This is a genomic window from Brevundimonas pishanensis (assembly GCF_022750635.1).
GTDB lineage: Bacteria > Pseudomonadota > Alphaproteobacteria > Caulobacterales > Caulobacteraceae > Brevundimonas > Brevundimonas pishanensis.
Map to the genome: position 1 here is coordinate 26,893 of NZ_JAJKBG010000003.1, position 19,869 is coordinate 46,761.

The window sequence follows — 19,869 nt, forward strand, 5'->3', positions numbered from 1 at the left end:
AACCTCTGTCCGCTGAACTACACTATCCATCTGTCGGATAGGTGTCATATTTGCGCCTTGGTTGATCGAACAAAGACCGGTCAACCTCGTTCTGCGAAGTTTTGTTCGTGTAGTTTTGTCGGAGGTAGTGTGATGGAAAAGGGCGTTCCGATCCGCTCGGTAAGCCGCAGTCTGGCTGTGCTGCGAGCCATCAACCGTCAGGGTTCGATGTCTATGGCCGAGATCGCGCGTATCGCGGCGGTTCCCTATCCGACAGCCTGCCGACTTGTTCAGACCTTGATGCACGAGGAACTGATCGAGCGCGAACCGGCCCGTAAACGCTACCGCCCGACCGCCTTCGTTCGCGCCCTCTCGGCTGGCTTCCAGGAGCACAGCGAACTGGTGGCTCTGGCGCGGCCGCAGCTGGAACAGCTGACGGCTGTCACGCGCTGGCCTGTACTGTTGTCCACCCGTTTCGGCGCAGAGATGATGGTGCGCGACTGCACCGATGCCATGACCTCGCAGGTTCTGGATCGCCATTACCCCGGCCATACCTTCTCCTTGCTGGAGACCGCCGGTGGCCGCGCCTATCTGGCCTTCGCCGAAGAGCGCGAACGGGCCGAGATCTTCGAAGCCATCGAAATGGCGGGCGAGGCACCGATCGACCCGCACACCTACCTGCTGATCCAATCGGACGTGATGCTGGAGGAAATCCGCGAACAGGGCGTGGCCCAGCGCGGACGCAACCGCTTCAGCCTGACGCCCGGCAAGACCTCATCCATCGGCGCACCGGTCTTTGCCAACGGTCGCGTGGTGGGGGCTATCGACCTCGTCTACTTCTCGGTCGCCTATAAGTCCGAAGACGCCCTGCGCCGTTATGGCGATGAGGTGAAACGCTGCGCTGCCGAGATTAGCCGCAGCCTGTCGATCACCGCAGCAGGCGACTTCACGCCGGCCCGTCTTTCCAGCGTCGGCTGAGTTCCCTCCAAGTCCCAGCCACCAAAAACCCCGCATCGCTTCGGCGATGCGGGGTTTTCTATGCTCAAGGAGCGGTAGCGGTGGCCGTTAGGCCACCTTCACCGCGCGGGTCACCCACGGATAGCCGTTCGGGCCCAGCGCATAGGCTTCGGCTTCGAAGCCCAGCTTGTTCAGTTCGCCTTCCCACGAGGCGAGGCAGGTTTCGCGGAAGTAGGGCTCTTCGCGGTGGTCGTTGTCCCATTCCAGCAGGACAGCGGTAAAGATATCTACGCCGCGGAAGGGTGCCGGATCGGAGATAACGAACTCGCCGCCCATCTTCAGCACGCGATGCACTTCCTTGAACATCTCGATGTTCACCGGCACCGGTGCCTCGTGGTGAACCGCATAGCTGAACACAGCATCGACGCTCTCGTCTTCCAGACCCGTGGCGCGGGCGTCTGCCTGCTTCAGGTGGAACTGCATGCCGATGCGCTCGGCCATGCGGTGGGCTTCCTTCAGGCCGCGACCATTCAGATCGCAACCGATCAGTTCGGCTTCGGGGAAGACCTTGCGGAGCGCCATCAGGGTGCCAATACCACCGCAGCCGATCTCGAGGATGCGCTTGTGGTCGCGACGACGGAACTGCTCGACCACGTCGATGCGCTGGCGGGCGATGTTCGAGCCGGGAGGTACGGCGGCGAAACCGCCGTATTTGAACACGCGGCCGATGCCGGCACCCTTGCCGCCCAGATCGAAGTCGTCGATGCCGTGCGGAGCAAGGTGGTAGTGGACGCCGTCGTAATAGTCCGGAATCTCGATGTCCGGGTTCAGCTCCAGCGTACCGCCAGCGCCATTCACCGGCAGGGCCGCGTCACGCAGGTAATCCTCGCGCTTCTCTTCGACCGAGATGAGGTTACGGGCCATCATTTCTTCGGCCACATAGCGCTGAACAAAGCGCTCCATGCGGTAGATATTGCTGCTGAAGGCCAGTTCCTTGGCCTCGTCCACGCGGGCGGCGATTTCCTCGGGCGTGCCCGGGGTCTCGTGGGCGGCCTTCAGGGCCTGGCCCTTGGGCGAGGCTTCAAACTCTTCGCGGGCTGTGTCGCGCAGGTCGACAGCGGCGTATTTCAGCATGGCGCCCAGAATGTCCAGGCTGGCGCGGCTGCGCTGGGTCATACCCACGGCGGTCTGGAACATGGCGGCGGGTTTTACGGTATCGGCTTCAGGCATAGTCGCGCTCCATCGATGCTAGCTCGACGGTACTATGAAATCGCGTAAGGGCGAATGTCCGGAACGCCGTTCTCGATAGTCGCCATGCGGATAAAGGACCGATGCGCCTTTTCCCGCTGCGAAGGAGTGGTGACTTGTGCAGGTCCAACGGAAAGACCTGTCCCAATGTCGAATGACACCACGCGCCAGCCGCTGACGCTGCTGGCACTTTTTATGACCGTCGCTATCGGGGCCATTGGCTTCGGCATGGCGATCCCTCTGCTGCCGTCCTATGCGCGCGCGTTCCAGATCGATGCATGGCAGGTCGGGCTGATCTTCGCCGTGTTTTCGATTGGTCAGGCAATTGGCGAGGCTGTCTGGGGGCGTCTTTCCGACAAGCTGGGGCGTAAGCCCGTTCTGTTGATGACGCTGGGTCTGGGCGTGGTCGGCTATATCGGCATGGCCTATGCCCCCACCTATGAGCTTTGCCTGATTGCGCGCCTGATGTGCGGCGTGGCGGCGGGCAGCACCGGTGTCGTGCAGGCCCTGATCATCGACATGACACCGCGCGAAAAGCTGACGGGTCGTCTGGCCATCATTAGCGCCTGCGCCAGCATTGGCTTCGTTGTGGGGCCAGCCGTGGGCGGTCTTCTGGCCTCGCCAGAGGACGGTCTGGCAGGCTTCCGTCTGTGCTTCCTGCTGTCGGCGGCCTTCAGCCTCGCCAGCTTCCTTATCATCGCAATGGCTGTGCCGTTTGTACGCAAGGCCGTGGCCGACAAGCAGTCGGCGGTGGACGCGCCCTTCCGTCTTAGCCGCGCGGCGCTGTGCCTGATCCTGGTGGGCGTGGGCGTCATGGCAGCCTTCGCGGGTGTAGAGTCCGTGTTTGGTTTATGGACCGAGCGCCTGTTTGCATGGTCGCCGCGTGAACTGGGTCTGGCCTTCGCTCTGGCCGGTTGCGCAGGTGCAGGGGTGCAGATGCTGGTCACCGCCCGCGCAGTGCGCCGGTTTGGGGACCGCAAGGTTCTGGTCTTTGGCCTGTCGATGACGGCACTGGCCCTTTTGGGTCAGGCGGCTCCGCTTAGCGGTGGCATGATGACGGGGCTGATCGCGCTGGCTTCGCTGGGCTTGGCCCTGTCCATGCCCACGGCAGCGTCCCTGCTTTCCAAGGAGGCGGCCCCCGGTCAAGCGGGCCGTCTGATGGGAGCCAATATGGCCGCTGCCGCCGCCTCGCGCATCCTTGGTCCGATCATTGCCGGTGCGATGTATGCGTTCGTCGCGCCGCAGGTTCCGTTCCTGATGGGCGCGGCCATGGTGGGCATTTCGGTCTTCCTTGCGCTCGGCATCGACCGCATCCGCACCGCGGACGAGGCTCCTGCACAAACCTGACTATCCGCCTGTCGGAAAGACCAATTGGCCGCGTCCAATAGGGCGCGGCCATTTCTGTTCGTGCACCCCGCAAATCTATCCATCACGCGAGAAATGCCGATTGAACGGATGCGGACAGCCTGACGCGGCCCCCCAATGCCCCTCGCAAGGAAGAGGGGTTTTCCATCATGTCTAACAAGACTACGCGTTCGAAATTCTTATTGGCGGCCACAGCGCTCGGCACGGTCATGCTGTCCAGCGGACAGGTTCACGCCCAGTCCGCCGAGGGCCAATCCGTCACTTCGGTTGACGACATCGTGGTTACGGCACGTCTGCGCAAGGAAACCCTTCAAGAAGTTCCCGCAGCCATCAGTGCCTTCAGCGCCGAGAACATGGCCAAGGCCGGTATCCAAAATCTGGAAACTCTGGCTGCCGCGACGCCGGGTCTGTCGTTCCAGTCCATCGGCGGCACCTATCAGGCACCGGTCATCCGTGGTCTGGCCCAGATCGACCAGACCGCACCGATCGGCAACGTCGGCGTGTTCGTGGACGGCATCTACCTGAACAACCGTTCGGGGATGGAGTTCGGCTATCTGGATCTGGCCCGCGTCGAAGTCGTCAAGGGCCCGCAGAGCGCCCTTTATGGCCGTAACACCTTCTCGGGTGCCATCAACTACGTCTCCAAGGAGCCGACCCTCGGCTACTACTCCGGCTCGGCACAGGCCGAGATCGGCGACTATGGCCGCAAATCGCTGCAAGGCAGCCTGTCGATCCCGATCGGCGAAGTCGCAGCCCTGCGCGTTTGGGGTGGTGAAGGCGAGTTCGACGGCACCATCGACAACCGCCGCGACGGTGGTCACCTCGGCGGCTACGACCTGCGCCGTAACCTCGGTGCCTCGCTGCTGTTCCAGCCGAACGACCGATTCTCGGCGCGCTTCTTCCACATGCGCACCGACACCTTTGAGGATCAGGCGCCGTACGCCTTCGTCGAGACGACCGAGAACAACTGCGGCTCGCAGACCACCGGCCCTCGCGGTGACCGCATGACGCTTTATTGCGGCGCATTGCCTTATCCGACCAGCGTGGACCTCGACACCGAGGCGGCGACTGGCCTCACCGGCTACAGCACCCTGAGCTATGCGACCGCCAGCTATGACATGGATTTCGCGACGGTCACCGCCACCCTTGGCCACACCTATGCGAAGTTCGGCCAGAACAACGACGGCACCGGCAAGGCCGACGCCATCTCGACCCCGCTTGCTCCGGGCAGCCACCTGTCACAACAGAGCTATGCCCAGACCGTGGGCGATGCCTCGGATGAACTGTCGTTCGACCTGAAGCTGACCTCGTCCGCCGACCAGCGCCTGCGCTGGATCGTGGGCTTGTATGCCTTCGATGGTAGCATCAGCGACGGCCTGTACAGCTACTATGCACACCTCAATGACCCGTCGCAGCTGACGCTCAACTTCGCCCGGGGCGGCAAGATGGATCTGAGCGGCAAGGCGATCTACGCTTCGGTCGATTACGATTTCAGCGACCGTCTGACCCTGTCGGTCGAGGGTCGCTACAGCAGCGACACGCAAACCTATGAAGGCGCGGCAGCAACCGGCGGTGCCAAGGGCGAGCAAGACTACAACTACTTCACGCCTAAGGCCTCGCTGAAGTTCCAGTACTCGCCTTCGACCATGTTCTATGCCTCGGCGGCGCACGGCTACAAGATCGGTGGCTTCAACTCGCAGGCCGGTGGCAAGCCGGAGTTCACCTTCGATCCGGAAACCAACTGGTCGTACGAAGCGGGCATGAAGAGCACCATGTTCGACCGCAAGCTGCAGTTTGCGACCTCGGTCTTCTACATCGACTGGTCGGACATTCAGGTGCAGGGCGCAATCCCGGGCGCATCGCTGGCGGTGACCCAGAACAACGAGGGCGCGACCTCCTACGGTATCGAGTGGGATTCGACCTACTACTTCACCCCGAACCTGTCGCTGCGCACCAGCTTCGCCCTGATGGACCCGACCTATAAGGACGGTACCGAGGACGCCGAAGTCGCTGCACCGTGCGGTCGCATGATCGGCACCGCGATCACTGTACCGGGTTGCTCCATCGACGTTGGCGGCAAGCAACTGTCGCGTACCACCAAGGCGCAATACTCCATCGGTGGCGAGTGGACCCTCCCGCAACTGATCGGCGACTTCGACGGCTACGTCCGCGCCGACTACTCGTGGCAGGAGGCCAAGCCTTCGACCAGCCTGAACTGGGACACGCAGGGTGATCTGGCCCTGACCAACCTGCAGATCGGTCTGCAGAGCAGCAACATCACCATCGCGGCATGGGTGCGTAACCTGTTCGACGAGGAATACCTCGCACGCGCCACCTTCACGCCTTCGACGCTCGACGGAGCACCGGTCACCGGTGTCGTTCAAACCCGCGTCTATCCGGGCGAAAAGCGGACCATGGGTCTGCGCGTCAGCTACGCCTTCTGATCGATAGGGAAATAGAGAACCATGAACACCATGACCCGTCTGACGATGGCTGCAGTTGCAGCCATCACCCTGACCGCCGGAGCACCCGCTATGGCCCAGACCGCCGAGGAAATCGAAGCCGCCAAGAACGAGATCTGGGCGATGGAATTGTCCATCTACTCGGGCCGCGAACAAGGCAACATGGACAACTACCGCAACAATGTTGCGGAGGGTTACATGGCTTGGCCTCCGGTCACCGCGACCCCGATGCGCTCCAACAATCTGGGCCGTCCGGGTGATCGCACCAACAACCGCGAACTGATTGCCCTGACTTTCCAGGACTTCTCGATGAACGGTGATGCGGCGGTCATCTATTACAAGTCGCACCGCACGCGCCGCGCTGACGGCACGCCGTCGGACGACCGCTTCGACGTCACCCACACGTGGCTGAAGCGCGACGGTCGCTGGGTCGTCTTCGCGGGTATGGCCCGCGCGACTCCGGAAAACTGATCGGCTTCGGCCAAAAGGGCGGGGCGCTTCGGCGTCCCGCTTATTTTCGATTCTAGCGAGGACAGCGTTTGACCGCTCTTGCAATAAATCCCCAGCGTAAAGTGGCTGCGGGTCCGGTGACGGACAAACAGATCGCTGCCTATTCGGTGGCGGCCTTTGCGATCATGTTCCTGTCGCAGCCGGTCACGGCCTTCGTGCCGCAGCTGTACGCAAAAGAGTTCGGCTTTAGCCTTGGCGCACTGGGTATGGTGCTGCTGGTCGGCCGTTTCATCGAGGCCTTCAACGACCAGTTGTTCGGCTTCCTGTCGGACCGCCTTCGCTCCAAACGCTTTGGTCGCAAGCCGTGGATCGCCGCGGGCGCGACCTTGATGGTCCTGGCCGCCTTCTTCCTGTTGAAGCCCCCTCCGGGCATCGGCCTGCTGTATTTCTTCGTCTGGCGCGTCGTTTACGACATGTCGGCGACCATGCAGAACATCAACTACAGCGCATGGGGTGCCGAGCTTTCGGACGATTATCACACCCGTTCGCGGGTCACGGCCTTCCGCGGCTTTTCCTCGCAACTGGGCAGCGTGCTGAATGACCTGCTGCCGATCCTTGTTGCATGGGTCGGTCTGACGGCTTCGTCGAATTATTCGATGGAGATGATGGGCTACTTCTTCATTGTCGCCCTGATCACCATCCCGCTGATGACGGCGATCTCGCTGATCGGCGCGCCCAAGGGCGTGGCTCCGGTGTCGACCGAGCGCCCGAATGTTCTGGGCCTGTATAAGGCGGTGAAGACCAACCGTCCGTTCTGGGTCTATCTGGGTTGCTTCATCATGACCGGCTTCGGGCTGGGTGCGCTGCAGCTGATGTTCACCTTCTACGATGGATATCTGAAGGTGGGTCAGTGGTACCCGTATATGATGACGGCCTTCTCCATCGTAACGGTGGTGGCCATTCCGTTCTGGACGTGGCTGTCGAAAAAGATCGGCAAACACCGCGCCTATAGCTCGTCGATGATCATCGCCTCGCTGGCCATGAACCTGTTCTGGTTCGTGAACCCCAGCACGCTTCCGGTGGAAACCGTGGCCCTGTTCGCGACGGGGGTTGTCGTTGTCATGGGTATCGGCGTGGCGGCCAGTATGGTCCTGCCAGCAGCCATCCTTGCCGACGTCATCGACTATGGCACCTGGAAGACGGGCGTCGTGCGTACCGGCAGCTATTTCGCCTTCTATCTGCTGACCACCAAGATCGCCTCGGCCATCGGTGCAGCAGCAGGCTTCATGGCGCTGGAAGCGTTCGGCTATGACGCCAAGGCCGGTGCTGTAAACGACAGCTTTGCCACCTTCGGCATCATGGTCGTGGTGGTTCTGATTCCAACCATTCTGAAGATCACTGGCTCGCTGATGCTGTGGAACTTCCCGCTGGACGAGCGCCGCCACGGCATCCTCGCCAAGCGCCTGCGCCAGCGTGTCGACCGCTCCCTGCGTGATGAACAAGGACCGATCGTTGGCTGATACGCTGAACACATCGGCGCATTCGAAACAGGCTGTCCGGGCTCGCTGCCCGGGCAGCCTCGTTTTTGACCGCCGTAAACTTCTTGTGGCTGCACTGGGGGCAGGGATGGCTGGCACCGCCAAGGCAGACGCCCGTCTGATTACAATCGAGGGCATAGGCACGGCACGGCTGCATACGGCACCGGCGGCGCGTGCCGTTCTGGCCATGGTGCCGGGGTTCGGCTGTGCCGCGCGCCGCTATGATTGGCTGTCTGGGCTGAATGCCCGTGGGGTGACAGTCGTCATTCCCGAACTGGCCGATATCGACGGACTGAAAGGAATGCAGTCCCTGTTCGGGCACCTGCGTTCCTACGGCCTGCCGATCTATCTGGCCGGACATTCCGCGGGCGGATCACTGTCGCTGGATGCGCTGGAAACCGACCCCGCGCGTAACAACAGGCTCACCCGTCCCGAAGGCTATAGGCCGCCGCAGGACATCGAAGGCGTAATCGTCATGGGGGCTTCGCTGCAACCGCAGCTGCTGACCATGGTGCTGCCTTACCGACAGGAGGACACACCCCTGAGCCGCCCCGAACGGACCCGGGTCATGTTCATCAGCGGCACCCACGACACCATCGCCACGCCGGATCGGGTGGATAAGACCATCGCCCGTTACACCGTCCCGTCCGAGCACGTCGTGCTGCAAGGTGCCAACCACTATGGCTTTGTCGAGGGCCACGAACCTACCGACAACGCCGCGTCCGGCCTTGAGGGAGCCATTGACGGACACCTGCAAAGACGGGCCACGCTCAACCACCTGACCCGCTTTCTCGGCGCATAAAAAAAGACCCCTGAGAAGGGGTCTTTTCAGTTTCATGCGGGGGACGTCGGTAACGATCAGTCGTCGGCCAAACCGGCGCGTTTCAGGATTTGATCGACGTGGTGTTCGCGGGCCGCAATCGGGGCTCCAACGACTGCCGAGACCATGCGGTCGCGTACTTTTTCTAGTTCGGCTTCCTGCTCGGGCGTGAAGGCGAAGTCGTCGATAGCGTTAGCTTCGATCACACCCTTCTTGTCCAACATGGTCTCCAGCACCGCCATACGGTCGCGCAGGATCCACACCTCCGAGAGCAGCGCCGTGACCATGCGGCCTAGATCATCGACGTTGTCTTGGTTCAGATAGATGTTGGCCATGAGGTCCTCCGGTTGGTGCCCTGTCGGGCGCATGGGTTCGTCGTGAATGTGAGGCTATGCCAAGCGGCGCGGCTGCATAGGTCGCCCGCGTGGCTTATCCGTTCTGCGATTAGTCAAAGTGTGGTGGCGTCGATCTTCGCCAGAAGATCGCTGTCCAGCGTCCACCCGGCCGAGGCCGCATTGGCCCGCACCTGATCTCCGCGCGAGGCACCGGCGATGATGCTGGATGTCTCGGGTCGCGACGCCAGCCACCCGAACGCCATCTCGACCAAGGTACGCCCGCGCTCTTCGGCGAGGGCCTTCAGCGCCTCGGCCTTTTGCACATTGGTGTCGTTCAGCACCTTGGACGGCAGGCCGCCCATCGTCAGGCGCGTGCCCGGTGCAGGCGGCGCGTCCTTGGTGACCTTGCCGGTCAACAGGCCACTCGCCAGCGGGAAGTAGGGCAGAAGGCCCACGCCCGCGCGTTGCATGGCGGGCAGGGTGGTCGTTTCGATCCCGCGCGCCAGCAGATTGTATTCGTTCTGCGAAGAGATGAAGCGCGAGATCTTATTGGTCTCGGCGATCCACATGGCGTCCACCAGCTGCCATCCGGCATAGTTGGACGCACCGATATAGCGGATCTTGCCCTGACGGATCAGGTCGTCCAGCGCGCGCAAAGTCTCGTCCAGCGGCGTCAGCGGGTCCGGCGCGTGGATTTGGTACAGGTCGATGTAATCGGTCTTGAGGCGCTTGAGACTGGCCTCGACCGCCTGCACCAGATAGCGGCGCGAGGCCCCCATGGCGCGGAAGCTGCCGTCGGTCGCGAAGCCGCCCTTGGTGGCGAGGATGATCTGGTCGCGGTGGCCCTGCGACAGCTCGCCCATGATGGCTTCGGACACCCCGCCCGGACCGCCGTACATATCGGCCAGATCGAAGAAGTTGATGCCGCAATCGCGGGCCGCGCCATAGACATCGCGCGCCTTCTCCAGATCGTTGAAACCGTTACAGCCCAGCCCGACCAGCGATACTCTCAGGCCCGAGCGGCCCAGTGATCTGTGTTCCATTTCCACCTCCACCATTTGGCGACACGCTAATGGATGAGCGGGCGGTGTTGGCGACCGGCTGTGGTTCCTCCACCTGTCGAACAGTTGGCGGGACGGGATGTGGCGGGTGGCTCTCCATAGGGCGAACACTTCGCCAAAGCGGCAAGCGCGGCGGCCCGCGCCAGACGTAGGCTGTTGCAAAGATTACAGAGGCTTGGCTGCCCGCCGCCTCTTTGAACAGTGGCCGGAGCCTGCGATTCCATGACCATCCTGCGTGACGTACCCGAATTTGACTTTGTGATCCCCGTTCTGGTGGTCGGCGCAGGGGCCTGTGGGCTGACGGCGGCCATGGCTGCGGCAGATGGTGGAGCCGAGGTGCTGGTGCTTGAGCGCGATCCCACGCCGCTGGGCTCGACCAGCATGTCCACCGGCATGATCCCCGCGCCCGGCTCGCCCGAACAAGCCGAGCGCGGCATCGACGACAACCCCGAACTGTTTGTCCAGGACATGATCAAGAAGACCGAAGGCCGCGTCGATGTGGACCTCGCGCGCCTTCTGGCCAATGAAGGCGTCGAGACGATCCAGTGGCTGCGCGACAAGCACGGCGTGCCGTTCATCCTGATCGACGACTACATCTATCCGGGCCACAGCCGGATGCGCATGTTCGCCACGCCTAAACGCTCGGGCGCGGAACTTCAGGCCGCGCTGGAAGCCGGCGCGTCGAATGCAGGTGTCAGCATCCTGACCGAAGCCACTGTCCGTCACCTGTATGTCGGAGAGGGCGAGAATGTTGTCGGCGTGCGTATCGAACGCCCCGACGGTTCGTTCGAGGATATCGGCTGCGAGACGCTGATCCTTGCGTGCTGTGGTTTCGGTGCCAACGCGGACATGGTGCGCCGCTACATCCCCGAACTGGCCGACATCGTCTATCACGGACACTCGGGCAATCAGGGCGAAGCCATCCTGTGGGGCGAGGAGCTGGGTGCCGCGATGGCCGACATGGACGGCTATCAGGGGCACGGCGGTTTGGCCGCAGGCTATGGCGTGCCGATCCTGTGGCCACTGATCATGGAAGGTGGCTATCAGGTCAATGCCGAGGGCAAGCGTTTCTCGGACGAAAGCCAGGGCTATTCGGAGCAGGCCGCTAAGGTGAATGCCCAGCCGGGCGGTTATGCATGGTCGATCCTCGACGAGCGTCTCCACACCTTGATGATGAAGTTCGAGGACTATCGCGATGCGCTGGAAGCGGGCGCGGTCCAGACAGCGAACTCTATCGAGGAACTGGCCGCTATCACCTCTACGCCCGTCGACACCCTGCGCGAGACGGTTGAAGCCGTCGCAGCGGCCACGCGCGGCGAGATCGAGGACGCGTTCGGCCGCGACTTTACCGGCAAGCCGCCGTTGGTCGCGCCCTATCGCACGGCCAAGGTCGTGGGGGCGCTGTTCCACACCCAAGGCGGTCTGGATATCGATGCCGAAGCCCGCGTGAAGAAGAAGGACGGCAGCGTCTTCCCGAACCTGTTCGCAGGCGGTGGTGCAGCGCGGGGCGTCTCGGGCTCGGGTCCGGCGGGATATCTGGCAGGTCATGGTCTTCTGACCGCGACCACGCTGGGCAAGCTGGCCGGACGGGCCGCCGCCAAACAGGTTGCGGGCTAGATCACAGAATGACAGGACAGGCCCCGATTGGGGCTTGTCTTATTTCAAAGACCAATTGATATATAAATAGATCATTTAGTGAGTTGCGGAGGGGCAAGTGCACGCAGATCCCAACCTTTACGACTACTGGCCCTATCATGAGCGGCCCAAGGTCGTGTGGCCCGACGGCAAGAAGCTTGCCTTTTGGATTGCGCCGAACATCGAATATTACGAGTTCGACCCGCCCAAGAACGACAAGCGTGCGGGCTGGCCCAAGCCGTCGCCGGACGTGGTCGGCTATTCGCAGCGCGACTGGGGCAACCGCGTCGGCCACTGGCGTCTGATGGAAATGCTGGATCGCCACAACATGCGCGGCTCCATCTCGCTGTCGACCGCCCTGATCGACCACCACCCCGAGATCATCGAAGCCTGCGTCGAGCGGAACTGGGAGTTCTTCTCGCACGGCATCTATAACACCCGTTACTCCTACGACATGGACGAGGCGCAGGAACGCGCCATGATCCAGGACTCCATCGACACCATCCAGAAGGCGACGGGCCAGCGTATCCGTGGCTATCTGGCACCTGCCCTGACACACACCGAGCGCACGCTGGATCTGATCGCGGACATGGACTTCTGGTACACCTGCGACCTGTTCCAGGACGACCAACCCCAGCCGGTAAAGACCAAGTCCGGCAAGCTGATGTCGATGCCGTATTCGCTCGAAGTGAACGACGTCATCACCTATGGCGCGCAGTCGATGGACCCGTGGCGCTATGCCGACATCCTGAAGCGCCACTTCGACCAGCTGCTGGAAGAGGGCGAGGAAAGCGGCACGGTTATGTGCATTCCGCTGCACGCCTATCTGGTCAGCCAAAGCCACCGTGTTCGCCCGTTCGAAGAGGCGCTGAAACACATCACCAGCCATTCGGACGATGTGTGGATCACAACCGCCGCCGAGATCGCGGGCTATTACCGCGAGACCTATTGGGACCAGACCAAGGCCGATATCGAGCGTCGCGGTCTTGCCACCGGCGGCACGGGCTTTAGCGGGGAGGGTGCGTAAGATGAGCCTGCCTGAATCCTATCTGACCTATCCGCATCGATCCTACGGCATGGACCAGTCGCTTTACGGCTGGCGCCAGCAGGCCGAGCGCCCAAAGGTTAACTGGCCAGCCGGTCAGGCCGTGGCGGCCATGGTCGTTGTGCCGATCGAGCACCACACCCTGACCCCGTCGGGTAAGCCGTTCAAACACCCCGGCGCGATGGTCACGCCCTATCCGGACCTGCGCCACTATACGACGCGCGACTATGGCAACCGCGTGGGTGTGTTCCGCATCCTTAAAAGCCTGAAGGCGGCGGGCGTTAAGGCGACCTTCCCCGTCAACGCCAATCAGCTGGAACGTCTGAGGCCGCTGATCGACGCCATCCTCTCCGATGGTCACGAGATCGCCGCCTATGGCCTGTCAACCGACCACATCCACTTCGGTGCGTTGGACCGCGAGACCGAAGAAGCATGGGTGTCCGAGGTCCGCGCACGCTTTGATGCGGCGGGTCTCAAACCGCGTGTGTGGATGAGCCCTGCGCGTCAGCAGTCGTTCAACACGCTGGAAATTATCCGCGCCAACGGCTTCGACATCTGCCTCGACTGGGAACAGGACGATGTGCCGGTCGAGATGACGACGCCCTCAGGCGTGGTTCAGGCCGTGCCGCTGTCGAACGAGATCGATGACCGCAACCTTCTGATCGACAAGCGCCAGTCCGAAGACCTTTGGGCCAATCAGGTGCTGGAAGCCGTCGACTATCTGAAGTCCGAAAAAGACCGCTTCGGTGGTCGCGCCATCGGCTTCACGCTGACGCCCTATGTCTCGGGCCTGCCGTTCCGCGCCCACGCAGTGCGCCGCATCCTGAACGCCATCGGCGGTGACGCCGAGGTGTGGTCGGCTACGGCTTCGGAGATCGCCGACGCCGCGAAATAGGGCTCTCCCTGATCGCCTTGATCCTCCCAACCGAGGCGAAAGAAAAACCCTGATCGGATCGCTCCGGTCGGGGTTTTTTGATGGGGTAGGGGCTGTTTAGCCCTGACGGGCTGTCAGCCAGTCCACCACTTCCTGCGCATCGACCACATCGGCGTATTTCAGCAGCAGGTCGGTCAGGTTGGCGTAATGATAGCTTTCGTGCTTGTCGGCCACGCACTGCTCGGGAACGATGGTGCGGAAACCGTAGGACAGGGCATCCACGGCCGTCGCGCGTACGCAGCCCGAGGTCGAGCCGCCCGTCACGATCACCGTGTCTACACCATGCCATTGCAGGTAGGAGCGCAGCGGGGTCTCGAAGAACATGCTAGGCATGCGCTTGGTGTACACAAGGTCGATGTCTTCCTTGATATCGCAGCGCGGATCAAAGGCGTGGCGCTCCGAGCCGTATTTGATGTTCTGCAGGCTGTCGGGCGTATTGGTGCGGGTGCCCCAGACGCCAGCGTCACCGCCGTCGGCCTTATAGGCCACGTGCGACCACGCCACCGGCATGTTGGCGCTGCGGGCCAGTTCCGAGATGCGGTTCACCCATTTGATCTGGTCCGGATCGGTCACATAGGCCGAGACGGGGAACAGGTCGGGGCGGGTATAGGCCTGCTGGAAGTCGATGTTCAGCACCGCCAGCTTATTGCCAAAGCCGAAACGGGCGCGGGTCGGGTTGGCCTTGATGCCTTCATAGATTTCGCGCGCGGTGCGGTTTTCCCGAACCATGGTCGGTTCGAAATGCAGGTCTGCAGACATCAAAGCCCTCCTCTAACAATCCGGCCACGTCTCCCCTCAGAGACGGGCTCAAGATCAAAATGATCTATTCATATATCATTTGTCTTGTGGCAGGATTGCAAGGACGAACTGCGGTCGCTGGCAAAGTTTTCTGCCGATAGACCGTCAGCTTCAGTCGTCGGCAAGGGGCCGACGTTCGCGGGTGGTAACGTGGTACTGGAAACGGTCGGAGCGATAGTGCGAATGGATCAGCTGGACGACCCGTCCGCTGGCGTCGCGCATCACACGCGCCACCTTCAGCAGGGGCGATCCGACATCCACATCCAAAGCCGCAGCGACAGCCGGTTCGGCGGCCACAGCCATTATCCACTGGTCGGCATCGACGGGTTTGAAACCTGCCCGTTCCAGCAACACCAGCATGGACGTGCTGGCAAGGTCCTTGCGGGTCCAGTGGGCGGCGATGTCGGCGGGGATGTGGTTCACGAGGTAGGAGAAGGGTTCGCCCTGCAGCTTGCGGCGACGGATGGAACGCTGAACAGGCGATCCGGCCTCGATTTCCAACTGGTCGGCGATGGCTCCCTCCGCAGCAAGCGTGTCGGCCTCCAGCAGTTCGATCTGCGTCTCCAGCCCCATCAGGGTCAGGCTCTCGACCAGATTATCGAACGCGCCTTTGACCACGGGCGAGGGGACGGCGCTGGTGACCACGGTGCCGCGCCCGCGCTGGCGGTCCAGCAGGCCGTCATCGGCCAGTTCGCTCAGCGCCCGCTTTACCGTGATGCGCGAGACGTTGAAGATTCTCGCCAGATGCAGCTCCCCCGGCAGCATGGCTCCGGGCGGGATGTCACCGCTGCGGATCTGTGCGCGGATGGCCAGATACATCTGGTGGTAGAGCGGCGTCGGCAACGCCGGATCGAGATGCAACGGCACGGGAAAAGGCCACGTCGCGTCTTCGCTCAAAACTCTTCTCCCCGACCAAATCAAGGTGCCGCTCGGCACCCATCCTTATTGCTTCAAGGACGTCGTGTATGACAACGCCTAATCCGAGCCCTTCGACCCTGTTCGACAAGCTGTGGGCCCAGCATCTGGTGCACAGCAATGACGCGGGCGTCGGCCTGATCGCCATCGACCGCGTGTTTCTGCATGAACGCACGGGCGGCATTGCGCTCAAGAGCCTGCGGGCCGCTGGCCGTCAGGTGGCCGATCCGGCACGCGTGTTCGGCACGATGGACCACATCGTCGACACCCATGTGGGACGTAACGATGACACCCGCATGCCCGGTGGCCGCGAGTTCATCGTGCAGACCCGCGAGGCTGCCAAGGCCGAGGGCGTGACCATCTTCGACATCGGCGACAAGCGTCAGGGCATCGTCCACGTCGTCTCGCCCGAACAGGGCATTGTCTTGCCGGGCCTGACGGTGGTCTGCCCCGACAGCCACACCTGCACCCAAGGCGCGATGGGTGCGCTGGCGTGGGGCATCGGCTCGACCGAGGCCGAGCATGCTCTGGCCACCCGCACCCTGCGTATCAACCGCCCCAAGACCATGCGGATCATCGTGAATGGCGTGCTGGGTACGGGCGTTACCGCCAAGGACTTGGCCCTGACGCTTCTGGCCCGTCACGGCTCGCGGGGCGGTCAGGGCCATATCGTCGAGTTCGCAGGCACGGCCATCGAGGCGCTGGAAATCGAAGCGCGTCTGACGCTGTGCAATATGGGCGCGGAACTGGGCTGTTTCAGCACCATCATCGCGCCTGATGAAAAGACCTTCGCCTATCTGGAAGGGCGTCCCTATGCCCCGAAGGGAGAGGTCTGGGACCAAGCCGTCGCCTTCTGGCGCACGCTAAAAACCGACGACGGCGCGACCTTTGACAAGGAGATCGTGCTGGACGCTTCGGAAGTCGGTCCGATGATCACCTGGGGCACCAGCCCGCAACAGGCCATCAGCATTGACGGCATCGTTCCGTATGCGGATGAAGCCAGCGCGGAAATCCACCAACGCGCCATCACCTATATGGACGTCACCGCCGGACAGCCGGTCGAAGGCCTGAAGATCGGTTCGGCCTTCATTGGCTCGTGTACCAACAGCCGTCTGTCGGACCTGCGCCGCGCCGCCGCCATCCTCAAGGGCCGCAAGGTCGCCGACGGCGTGCGCGCCATCTGCGTTCCGGGATCGGGTCTGGTGAAGGAAGCCGCCGAGGCTGAAGGGCTGGACAAGGTCTTTATCGAAGCGGGCTTTGAATGGCGCGAGCCGGGCTGCTCCATGTGCTTCTTCGCCGGTGGTGAAAGCTTTGGCGCGAAAGAGCGCGTCGTCTCCTCGACCAACCGCAATTTTGAAAGCCGTCAGGGGCCGGAAACCCGCACCCATATCGCCAGCCCCGAAGTGGTCGCCGCGTCCGCCATTGCGGGCTGCCTCGCCGATCCGCGCAAGCTGGCCGCATAAGGATAAAGATCATGGAAGCTTTCGTTCGCATGACCGCCGTGGCCGCCCCTCTGGTGCGGGCCAATATCGACACCGACATCATCATCCCCTCGCGCGAGATGAAGTCCGTCTCCAAGACGGGCCTGAAAGACGGCCTGTTCGCGGGCTGGCGCTACACCGCCGTGGGCGGGCGCGATCCCAAGCCCGACTTCGTGCTGAACCAGCCGGAATATGCGGGCGTCGGCATCCTGCTGGCGGGTGAGAATGTCGGCTGCGGCTCCAGCCGTGAACACGCCGTCTGGGCGCTGCACGAATACGGCTTCCGCGCCGTCATCGCCCCCAGCTTCAACCCGATCTTCTACAACAACTGCGTCCGCAACGGCCTGTGTCCTGTCATCCTGCCCGCCGATGTGGTCGCCGCCATCGCCGCACAGGTCGAAGCCGACCCCGCCAACGCCAAGGTCACCGTCGATCTGGAAGCCCAAAAAGTCACCGCACCCGACGGCAGCGAATACGGCTTCACCCTCAACAACGAAGAAGACCGCATTGCCCTGCTCAACGGCTACGACGCCGTGGACCTGACCCTGCTCCACAAGGACGCCATCGACGCCTTCATCGCAAGCGATCAGGGGCAGAGGCCGTGGGTTTATTTGTAGGATATAAAAAAGGGGGCCGAACTGGCCCCCTTTGACGTTTTAGAACCCGCGCCAGCCCTTGGGTGGGCCGGCCTCGGACAGGAAGCCGTAGAACTCTTCGTCGGGCAGCATGGCGGCGACTTCTTTGCGCAGTTCGATCATCTTTTCGATGTCGACCCCTGTGTCATAGCCCATGGCTTCCAGCATGAAGACGAGGTCTTCGGTGACGATGTTGCCGCTGGCCCCCGGTGCGAAGGGGCAGCCGCCGACGCCGCCCAGCGACGAGTCAAGCGTGGTGATCCCCAGTTCCAGACCAGCCATGGCATTGGCGAGGCCGAGACCGCGCGTGTTGTGCAGGTGCAGGCCCGTCAGGTTCTCGTCGCCCACGGCGGCGCGGACAGCCTTGATCAGCTGCTTCACCTGAACCGGATGGGCATAGCCGGAGGTGTCAGACAGGCCCACCTCGTCACAGCCCGCCTTCATCAGACGCTCGGCCAGTTCGACCACCTTGCCTTCCGGCACCTCGCCCTCGATGGTGCAGCCGAAGGCGGTCGATAGTGCGCCCTCGAAATGCGGGCGGTTGCCTTCGGGTTGGGCCTTGATCAGTTCTGCAATGGTGGTGGCCGCCTCGATCATCTGTTCGTGGGTGCGGCGCACATTCTTCAGGCTGTGCGTCTCGCTGCACGACAGGGGCAGGGAGATTTTGTGCGCGCCCGCGGCGATGGCGGCCTCGGCCCCCTTCACATTAGGCACCAGAACCGCGACCGTCAGTCCCTCGATCTGGCGGGCGTATTCCACGATCTCTGCGGTGTCGGCCAGTTGCGGCAGGATGTGCGCGGGCACAAACGAGCCGACCTCGATTTCACGGAAGCCAGCGGCGACCTGAAGATCGATCCAGCGCTTTTTCTGCTCGGTCGGCAGGATGGATTTGATGCTTTGCAGACCGTCGCGCGGGCCGACTTCGCTGACTAGAATTGGGGTCCCCACCACATACTCCCTCAAATGATCTATTATTATATCATTAGATCGTTTATCGCTGTCGGTCTAGGACAGTTATGGCCCATCGGGCCGATGCTTTGGAGGGGTAAGCGTCATGACAGAAGCCGTTCGCCAAGGTCCGCTCGCAGGACTGAAGGTCATCGAGTTCACCCACATGGTCATGGGTCCGGCCGCGGGCGTGATCCTCGCCGATCTGGGTGCCGACGTCATCAAGGTCGAGCCTGCCAACGGCGATGCCACGCGCGACCTGAAGGGGTCGGGCGCGGGCTATTTCGTCATGTACAACCGCAACAAACGCTCCATCCGTCTGGACATGAAGTCCGAGGACGGGCTGGCCACGGCCAAGGCCCTGTGCGCGGGCGCGGACGTCATTATCGAGAACTTCCGTGCGGGGGCTCTGGATCGTTTGGGCCTGTCGTATGAGGAACTGTCCAAGATCAATCCGGGCCTGATCTACTGCTCCGAAAAGGGCTTCCTGCCGGGGCCGTATGAACAGCGTACCGCGCTGGACGAAGTGGCCCAGATGATGGGCGGGCTTGCCTATATGACCGGTCCGGCGGGGCGTCCGCTTCGCGCCGGTGCCTCGGTCATCGACGTGACGGGCGGCATGTTCGGCGTCATCGGTATTCTGGCCGCACTGGAAGAGCGCCGCCGCACGGGCCGTGGCCAACTGGTCAAGAGCGCCCTTTATGAAACGACCGCCTTCCTCGTCGGCCAGCACATGGCGCAGAAGGCCGTCACCGGAACCGCCGCACGTCCGATGCCGGAGCGTATCTCGGCATGGTCCATCTATGACGTCTTCCAGACCAAGGACGGCGAGGGCGTGTTCATCGGCGTGGTGACCGACAAGCTGTGGCTGGTGTTCTGCGACCTGTTCGGCCTCAGCGATCTGAAGGCCAACGAGGCCTATGCTCTGAACAATGCCCGCGTGGCGGCGCGTGACCAGATCCTGCCGGTCGTGCGCGAGGTGGTGGGCCAATACACCCGCGAAGAACTGATCGACATGCTGTCGCCCAGCGGCCTGCCGTTTGCCCCCATCGCCCGCCCCGAAGACCTGTTCGACGATCCGCACCTGAACACGGGTGGTCTGATCGACGTGACCATGCCGAACGACGAGGTGGTGCGCTTGCCGTCCCTGCCCATCGAGATGGACGGTCGCCGCTTCAACGAACCTGCCGCCGCGCCCAAGTCCGGCGAGCATCAGGAACAGGTTCTGGCCGAACTGGCCAAGGGCTGAGTTCCAGTCGCGGC

18 protein-coding genes are annotated in these 19,869 nt (G+C 62.6%); 12 read left to right on the forward strand and 6 right to left on the reverse strand.

Annotated features, from left to right (window positions below; genetic code table 11):
- Positions 1 to 132: 132 nt before the first annotated feature.
- Positions 133 to 957 carry an IclR family transcriptional regulator gene (locus tag LOX95_RS06415; protein ID WP_242913645.1) on the forward strand — a complete coding sequence of 275 codons (825 nt, stop codon included), beginning with the start codon at positions 133 to 135 and terminating at the stop codon, positions 955 to 957.
- An 87-nt stretch (positions 958 to 1,044) separates the two neighbouring features.
- Here the strand turns inward: LOX95_RS06415 and LOX95_RS06420 are convergent, their stop codons facing one another.
- Positions 1,045 to 2,166 (reverse strand): class I SAM-dependent methyltransferase, encoded by a 1,122-nt coding sequence (locus LOX95_RS06420; RefSeq protein WP_242913646.1) that lies wholly within the window; start codon positions 2,164 to 2,166, stop codon positions 1,045 to 1,047.
- Positions 2,167 to 2,331: 165 nt separating this feature from the next.
- Between LOX95_RS06420 and LOX95_RS06425 the strand changes: the two genes are divergently transcribed.
- The 5 genes from LOX95_RS06425 (at position 2,332) to LOX95_RS06445 (ending at position 8,801) form a co-directional block, all read left to right on the forward strand.
- Positions 2,332 to 3,531, forward strand: coding sequence for an MFS transporter (locus tag LOX95_RS06425; protein ID WP_242913647.1), 1,200 nt, complete (start codon positions 2,332 to 2,334; stop codon positions 3,529 to 3,531).
- Positions 3,532 to 3,698: 167 nt separating this feature from the next.
- Positions 3,699 to 5,993, forward strand: coding sequence for a TonB-dependent receptor (locus tag LOX95_RS06430; protein ID WP_242913648.1), 2,295 nt, complete (start codon positions 3,699 to 3,701; stop codon positions 5,991 to 5,993).
- A 21-nt stretch (positions 5,994 to 6,014) separates the two neighbouring features.
- Positions 6,015 to 6,482 (forward strand): nuclear transport factor 2 family protein, encoded by a 468-nt coding sequence (locus LOX95_RS06435; RefSeq protein WP_242913649.1) that lies wholly within the window; start codon positions 6,015 to 6,017, stop codon positions 6,480 to 6,482.
- Positions 6,483 to 6,550: 68 nt separating this feature from the next.
- Positions 6,551 to 7,981, forward strand: a complete 1,431-nt coding sequence (locus LOX95_RS06440) for an MFS transporter (RefSeq protein WP_242913650.1) — start codon at positions 6,551 to 6,553, stop codon at positions 7,979 to 7,981.
- A gap of 106 nt (positions 7,982 to 8,087) precedes the next feature.
- The gene (locus LOX95_RS06445; protein ID WP_242913651.1) at positions 8,088 to 8,801 is read left to right on the forward strand and encodes an alpha/beta hydrolase; all 714 of its coding nucleotides are present in this window, start codon (positions 8,088 to 8,090) and stop codon (positions 8,799 to 8,801) included.
- A gap of 56 nt (positions 8,802 to 8,857) precedes the next feature.
- Here LOX95_RS06445 and LOX95_RS06450 read toward each other — a convergent pair whose 3' ends face one another.
- Together LOX95_RS06450 and LOX95_RS06455 are read right to left on the reverse strand one after the other, a co-directional pair.
- On the reverse strand, positions 8,858 to 9,154 hold the full coding sequence (locus tag LOX95_RS06450) for a hypothetical protein (protein ID WP_242913652.1): 297 nt from the start codon (positions 9,152 to 9,154) through the stop codon (positions 8,858 to 8,860).
- 113 nt (positions 9,155 to 9,267) lie between these two features.
- Positions 9,268 to 10,197, reverse strand: coding sequence for an aldo/keto reductase (locus tag LOX95_RS06455; protein ID WP_242913653.1), 930 nt, complete (start codon positions 10,195 to 10,197; stop codon positions 9,268 to 9,270).
- 240 nt (positions 10,198 to 10,437) lie between these two features.
- On the opposite strand from LOX95_RS06455, the gene LOX95_RS06460 reads away from it, so the two are divergent.
- The 3 genes from LOX95_RS06460 to LOX95_RS06470 all read left to right on the forward strand — a co-directional run bounded on the left by LOX95_RS06460 (position 10,438) and on the right by LOX95_RS06470 (position 13,790).
- On the forward strand, positions 10,438 to 11,832 hold the full coding sequence (locus LOX95_RS06460; RefSeq protein ID WP_242913654.1) for an FAD-dependent oxidoreductase: 1,395 nt from the start codon (positions 10,438 to 10,440) through the stop codon (positions 11,830 to 11,832).
- A 97-nt stretch (positions 11,833 to 11,929) separates the two neighbouring features.
- Positions 11,930 to 12,877, forward strand: coding sequence for a polysaccharide deacetylase family protein (locus LOX95_RS06465; RefSeq protein ID WP_242913655.1), 948 nt, complete (start codon positions 11,930 to 11,932; stop codon positions 12,875 to 12,877).
- Position 12,878: 1 nt separating this feature from the next.
- On the forward strand, positions 12,879 to 13,790 hold the full coding sequence (locus LOX95_RS06470) for a polysaccharide deacetylase family protein (protein ID WP_242913656.1): 912 nt from the start codon (positions 12,879 to 12,881) through the stop codon (positions 13,788 to 13,790).
- Between the two features lie 96 nt (positions 13,791 to 13,886).
- Here the strand turns inward: LOX95_RS06470 and LOX95_RS06475 are convergent, their stop codons facing one another.
- Together LOX95_RS06475 and LOX95_RS06480 are read right to left on the reverse strand one after the other, a co-directional pair.
- Positions 13,887 to 14,588 (reverse strand): isochorismatase family protein, encoded by a 702-nt coding sequence (locus LOX95_RS06475; protein ID WP_242913657.1) that lies wholly within the window; start codon positions 14,586 to 14,588, stop codon positions 13,887 to 13,889.
- Between the two features lie 150 nt (positions 14,589 to 14,738).
- Positions 14,739 to 15,524 carry a GntR family transcriptional regulator gene (locus LOX95_RS06480; RefSeq protein ID WP_242913658.1) on the reverse strand — a complete coding sequence of 262 codons (786 nt, stop codon included), beginning with the start codon at positions 15,522 to 15,524 and terminating at the stop codon, positions 14,739 to 14,741.
- A gap of 68 nt (positions 15,525 to 15,592) precedes the next feature.
- Here LOX95_RS06480 and leuC point away from each other — a divergent pair, with 68 nt between their 5' ends.
- Together leuC and leuD are read left to right on the forward strand one after the other, a co-directional pair.
- On the forward strand, positions 15,593 to 17,005 hold the full coding sequence (gene leuC / locus LOX95_RS06485; protein WP_242913659.1) for a 3-isopropylmalate dehydratase large subunit: 1,413 nt from the start codon (positions 15,593 to 15,595) through the stop codon (positions 17,003 to 17,005).
- Between the two features lie 11 nt (positions 17,006 to 17,016).
- Positions 17,017 to 17,640, forward strand: coding sequence for a 3-isopropylmalate dehydratase small subunit (gene leuD, locus LOX95_RS06490; RefSeq protein WP_242913660.1), 624 nt, complete (start codon positions 17,017 to 17,019; stop codon positions 17,638 to 17,640).
- A gap of 39 nt (positions 17,641 to 17,679) precedes the next feature.
- Here the strand turns inward: leuD and LOX95_RS06495 are convergent, their stop codons facing one another.
- Positions 17,680 to 18,606 carry a hydroxymethylglutaryl-CoA lyase gene (locus LOX95_RS06495; RefSeq protein ID WP_242913661.1) on the reverse strand — a complete coding sequence of 309 codons (927 nt, stop codon included), beginning with the start codon at positions 18,604 to 18,606 and terminating at the stop codon, positions 17,680 to 17,682.
- Positions 18,607 to 18,712: 106 nt separating this feature from the next.
- Here LOX95_RS06495 and LOX95_RS06500 point away from each other — a divergent pair, with 106 nt between their 5' ends.
- On the forward strand, positions 18,713 to 19,855 hold the full coding sequence (locus LOX95_RS06500) for a CaiB/BaiF CoA transferase family protein (RefSeq protein WP_242913662.1): 1,143 nt from the start codon (positions 18,713 to 18,715) through the stop codon (positions 19,853 to 19,855).
- Positions 19,856 to 19,869: the final 14 nt, after the last annotated feature.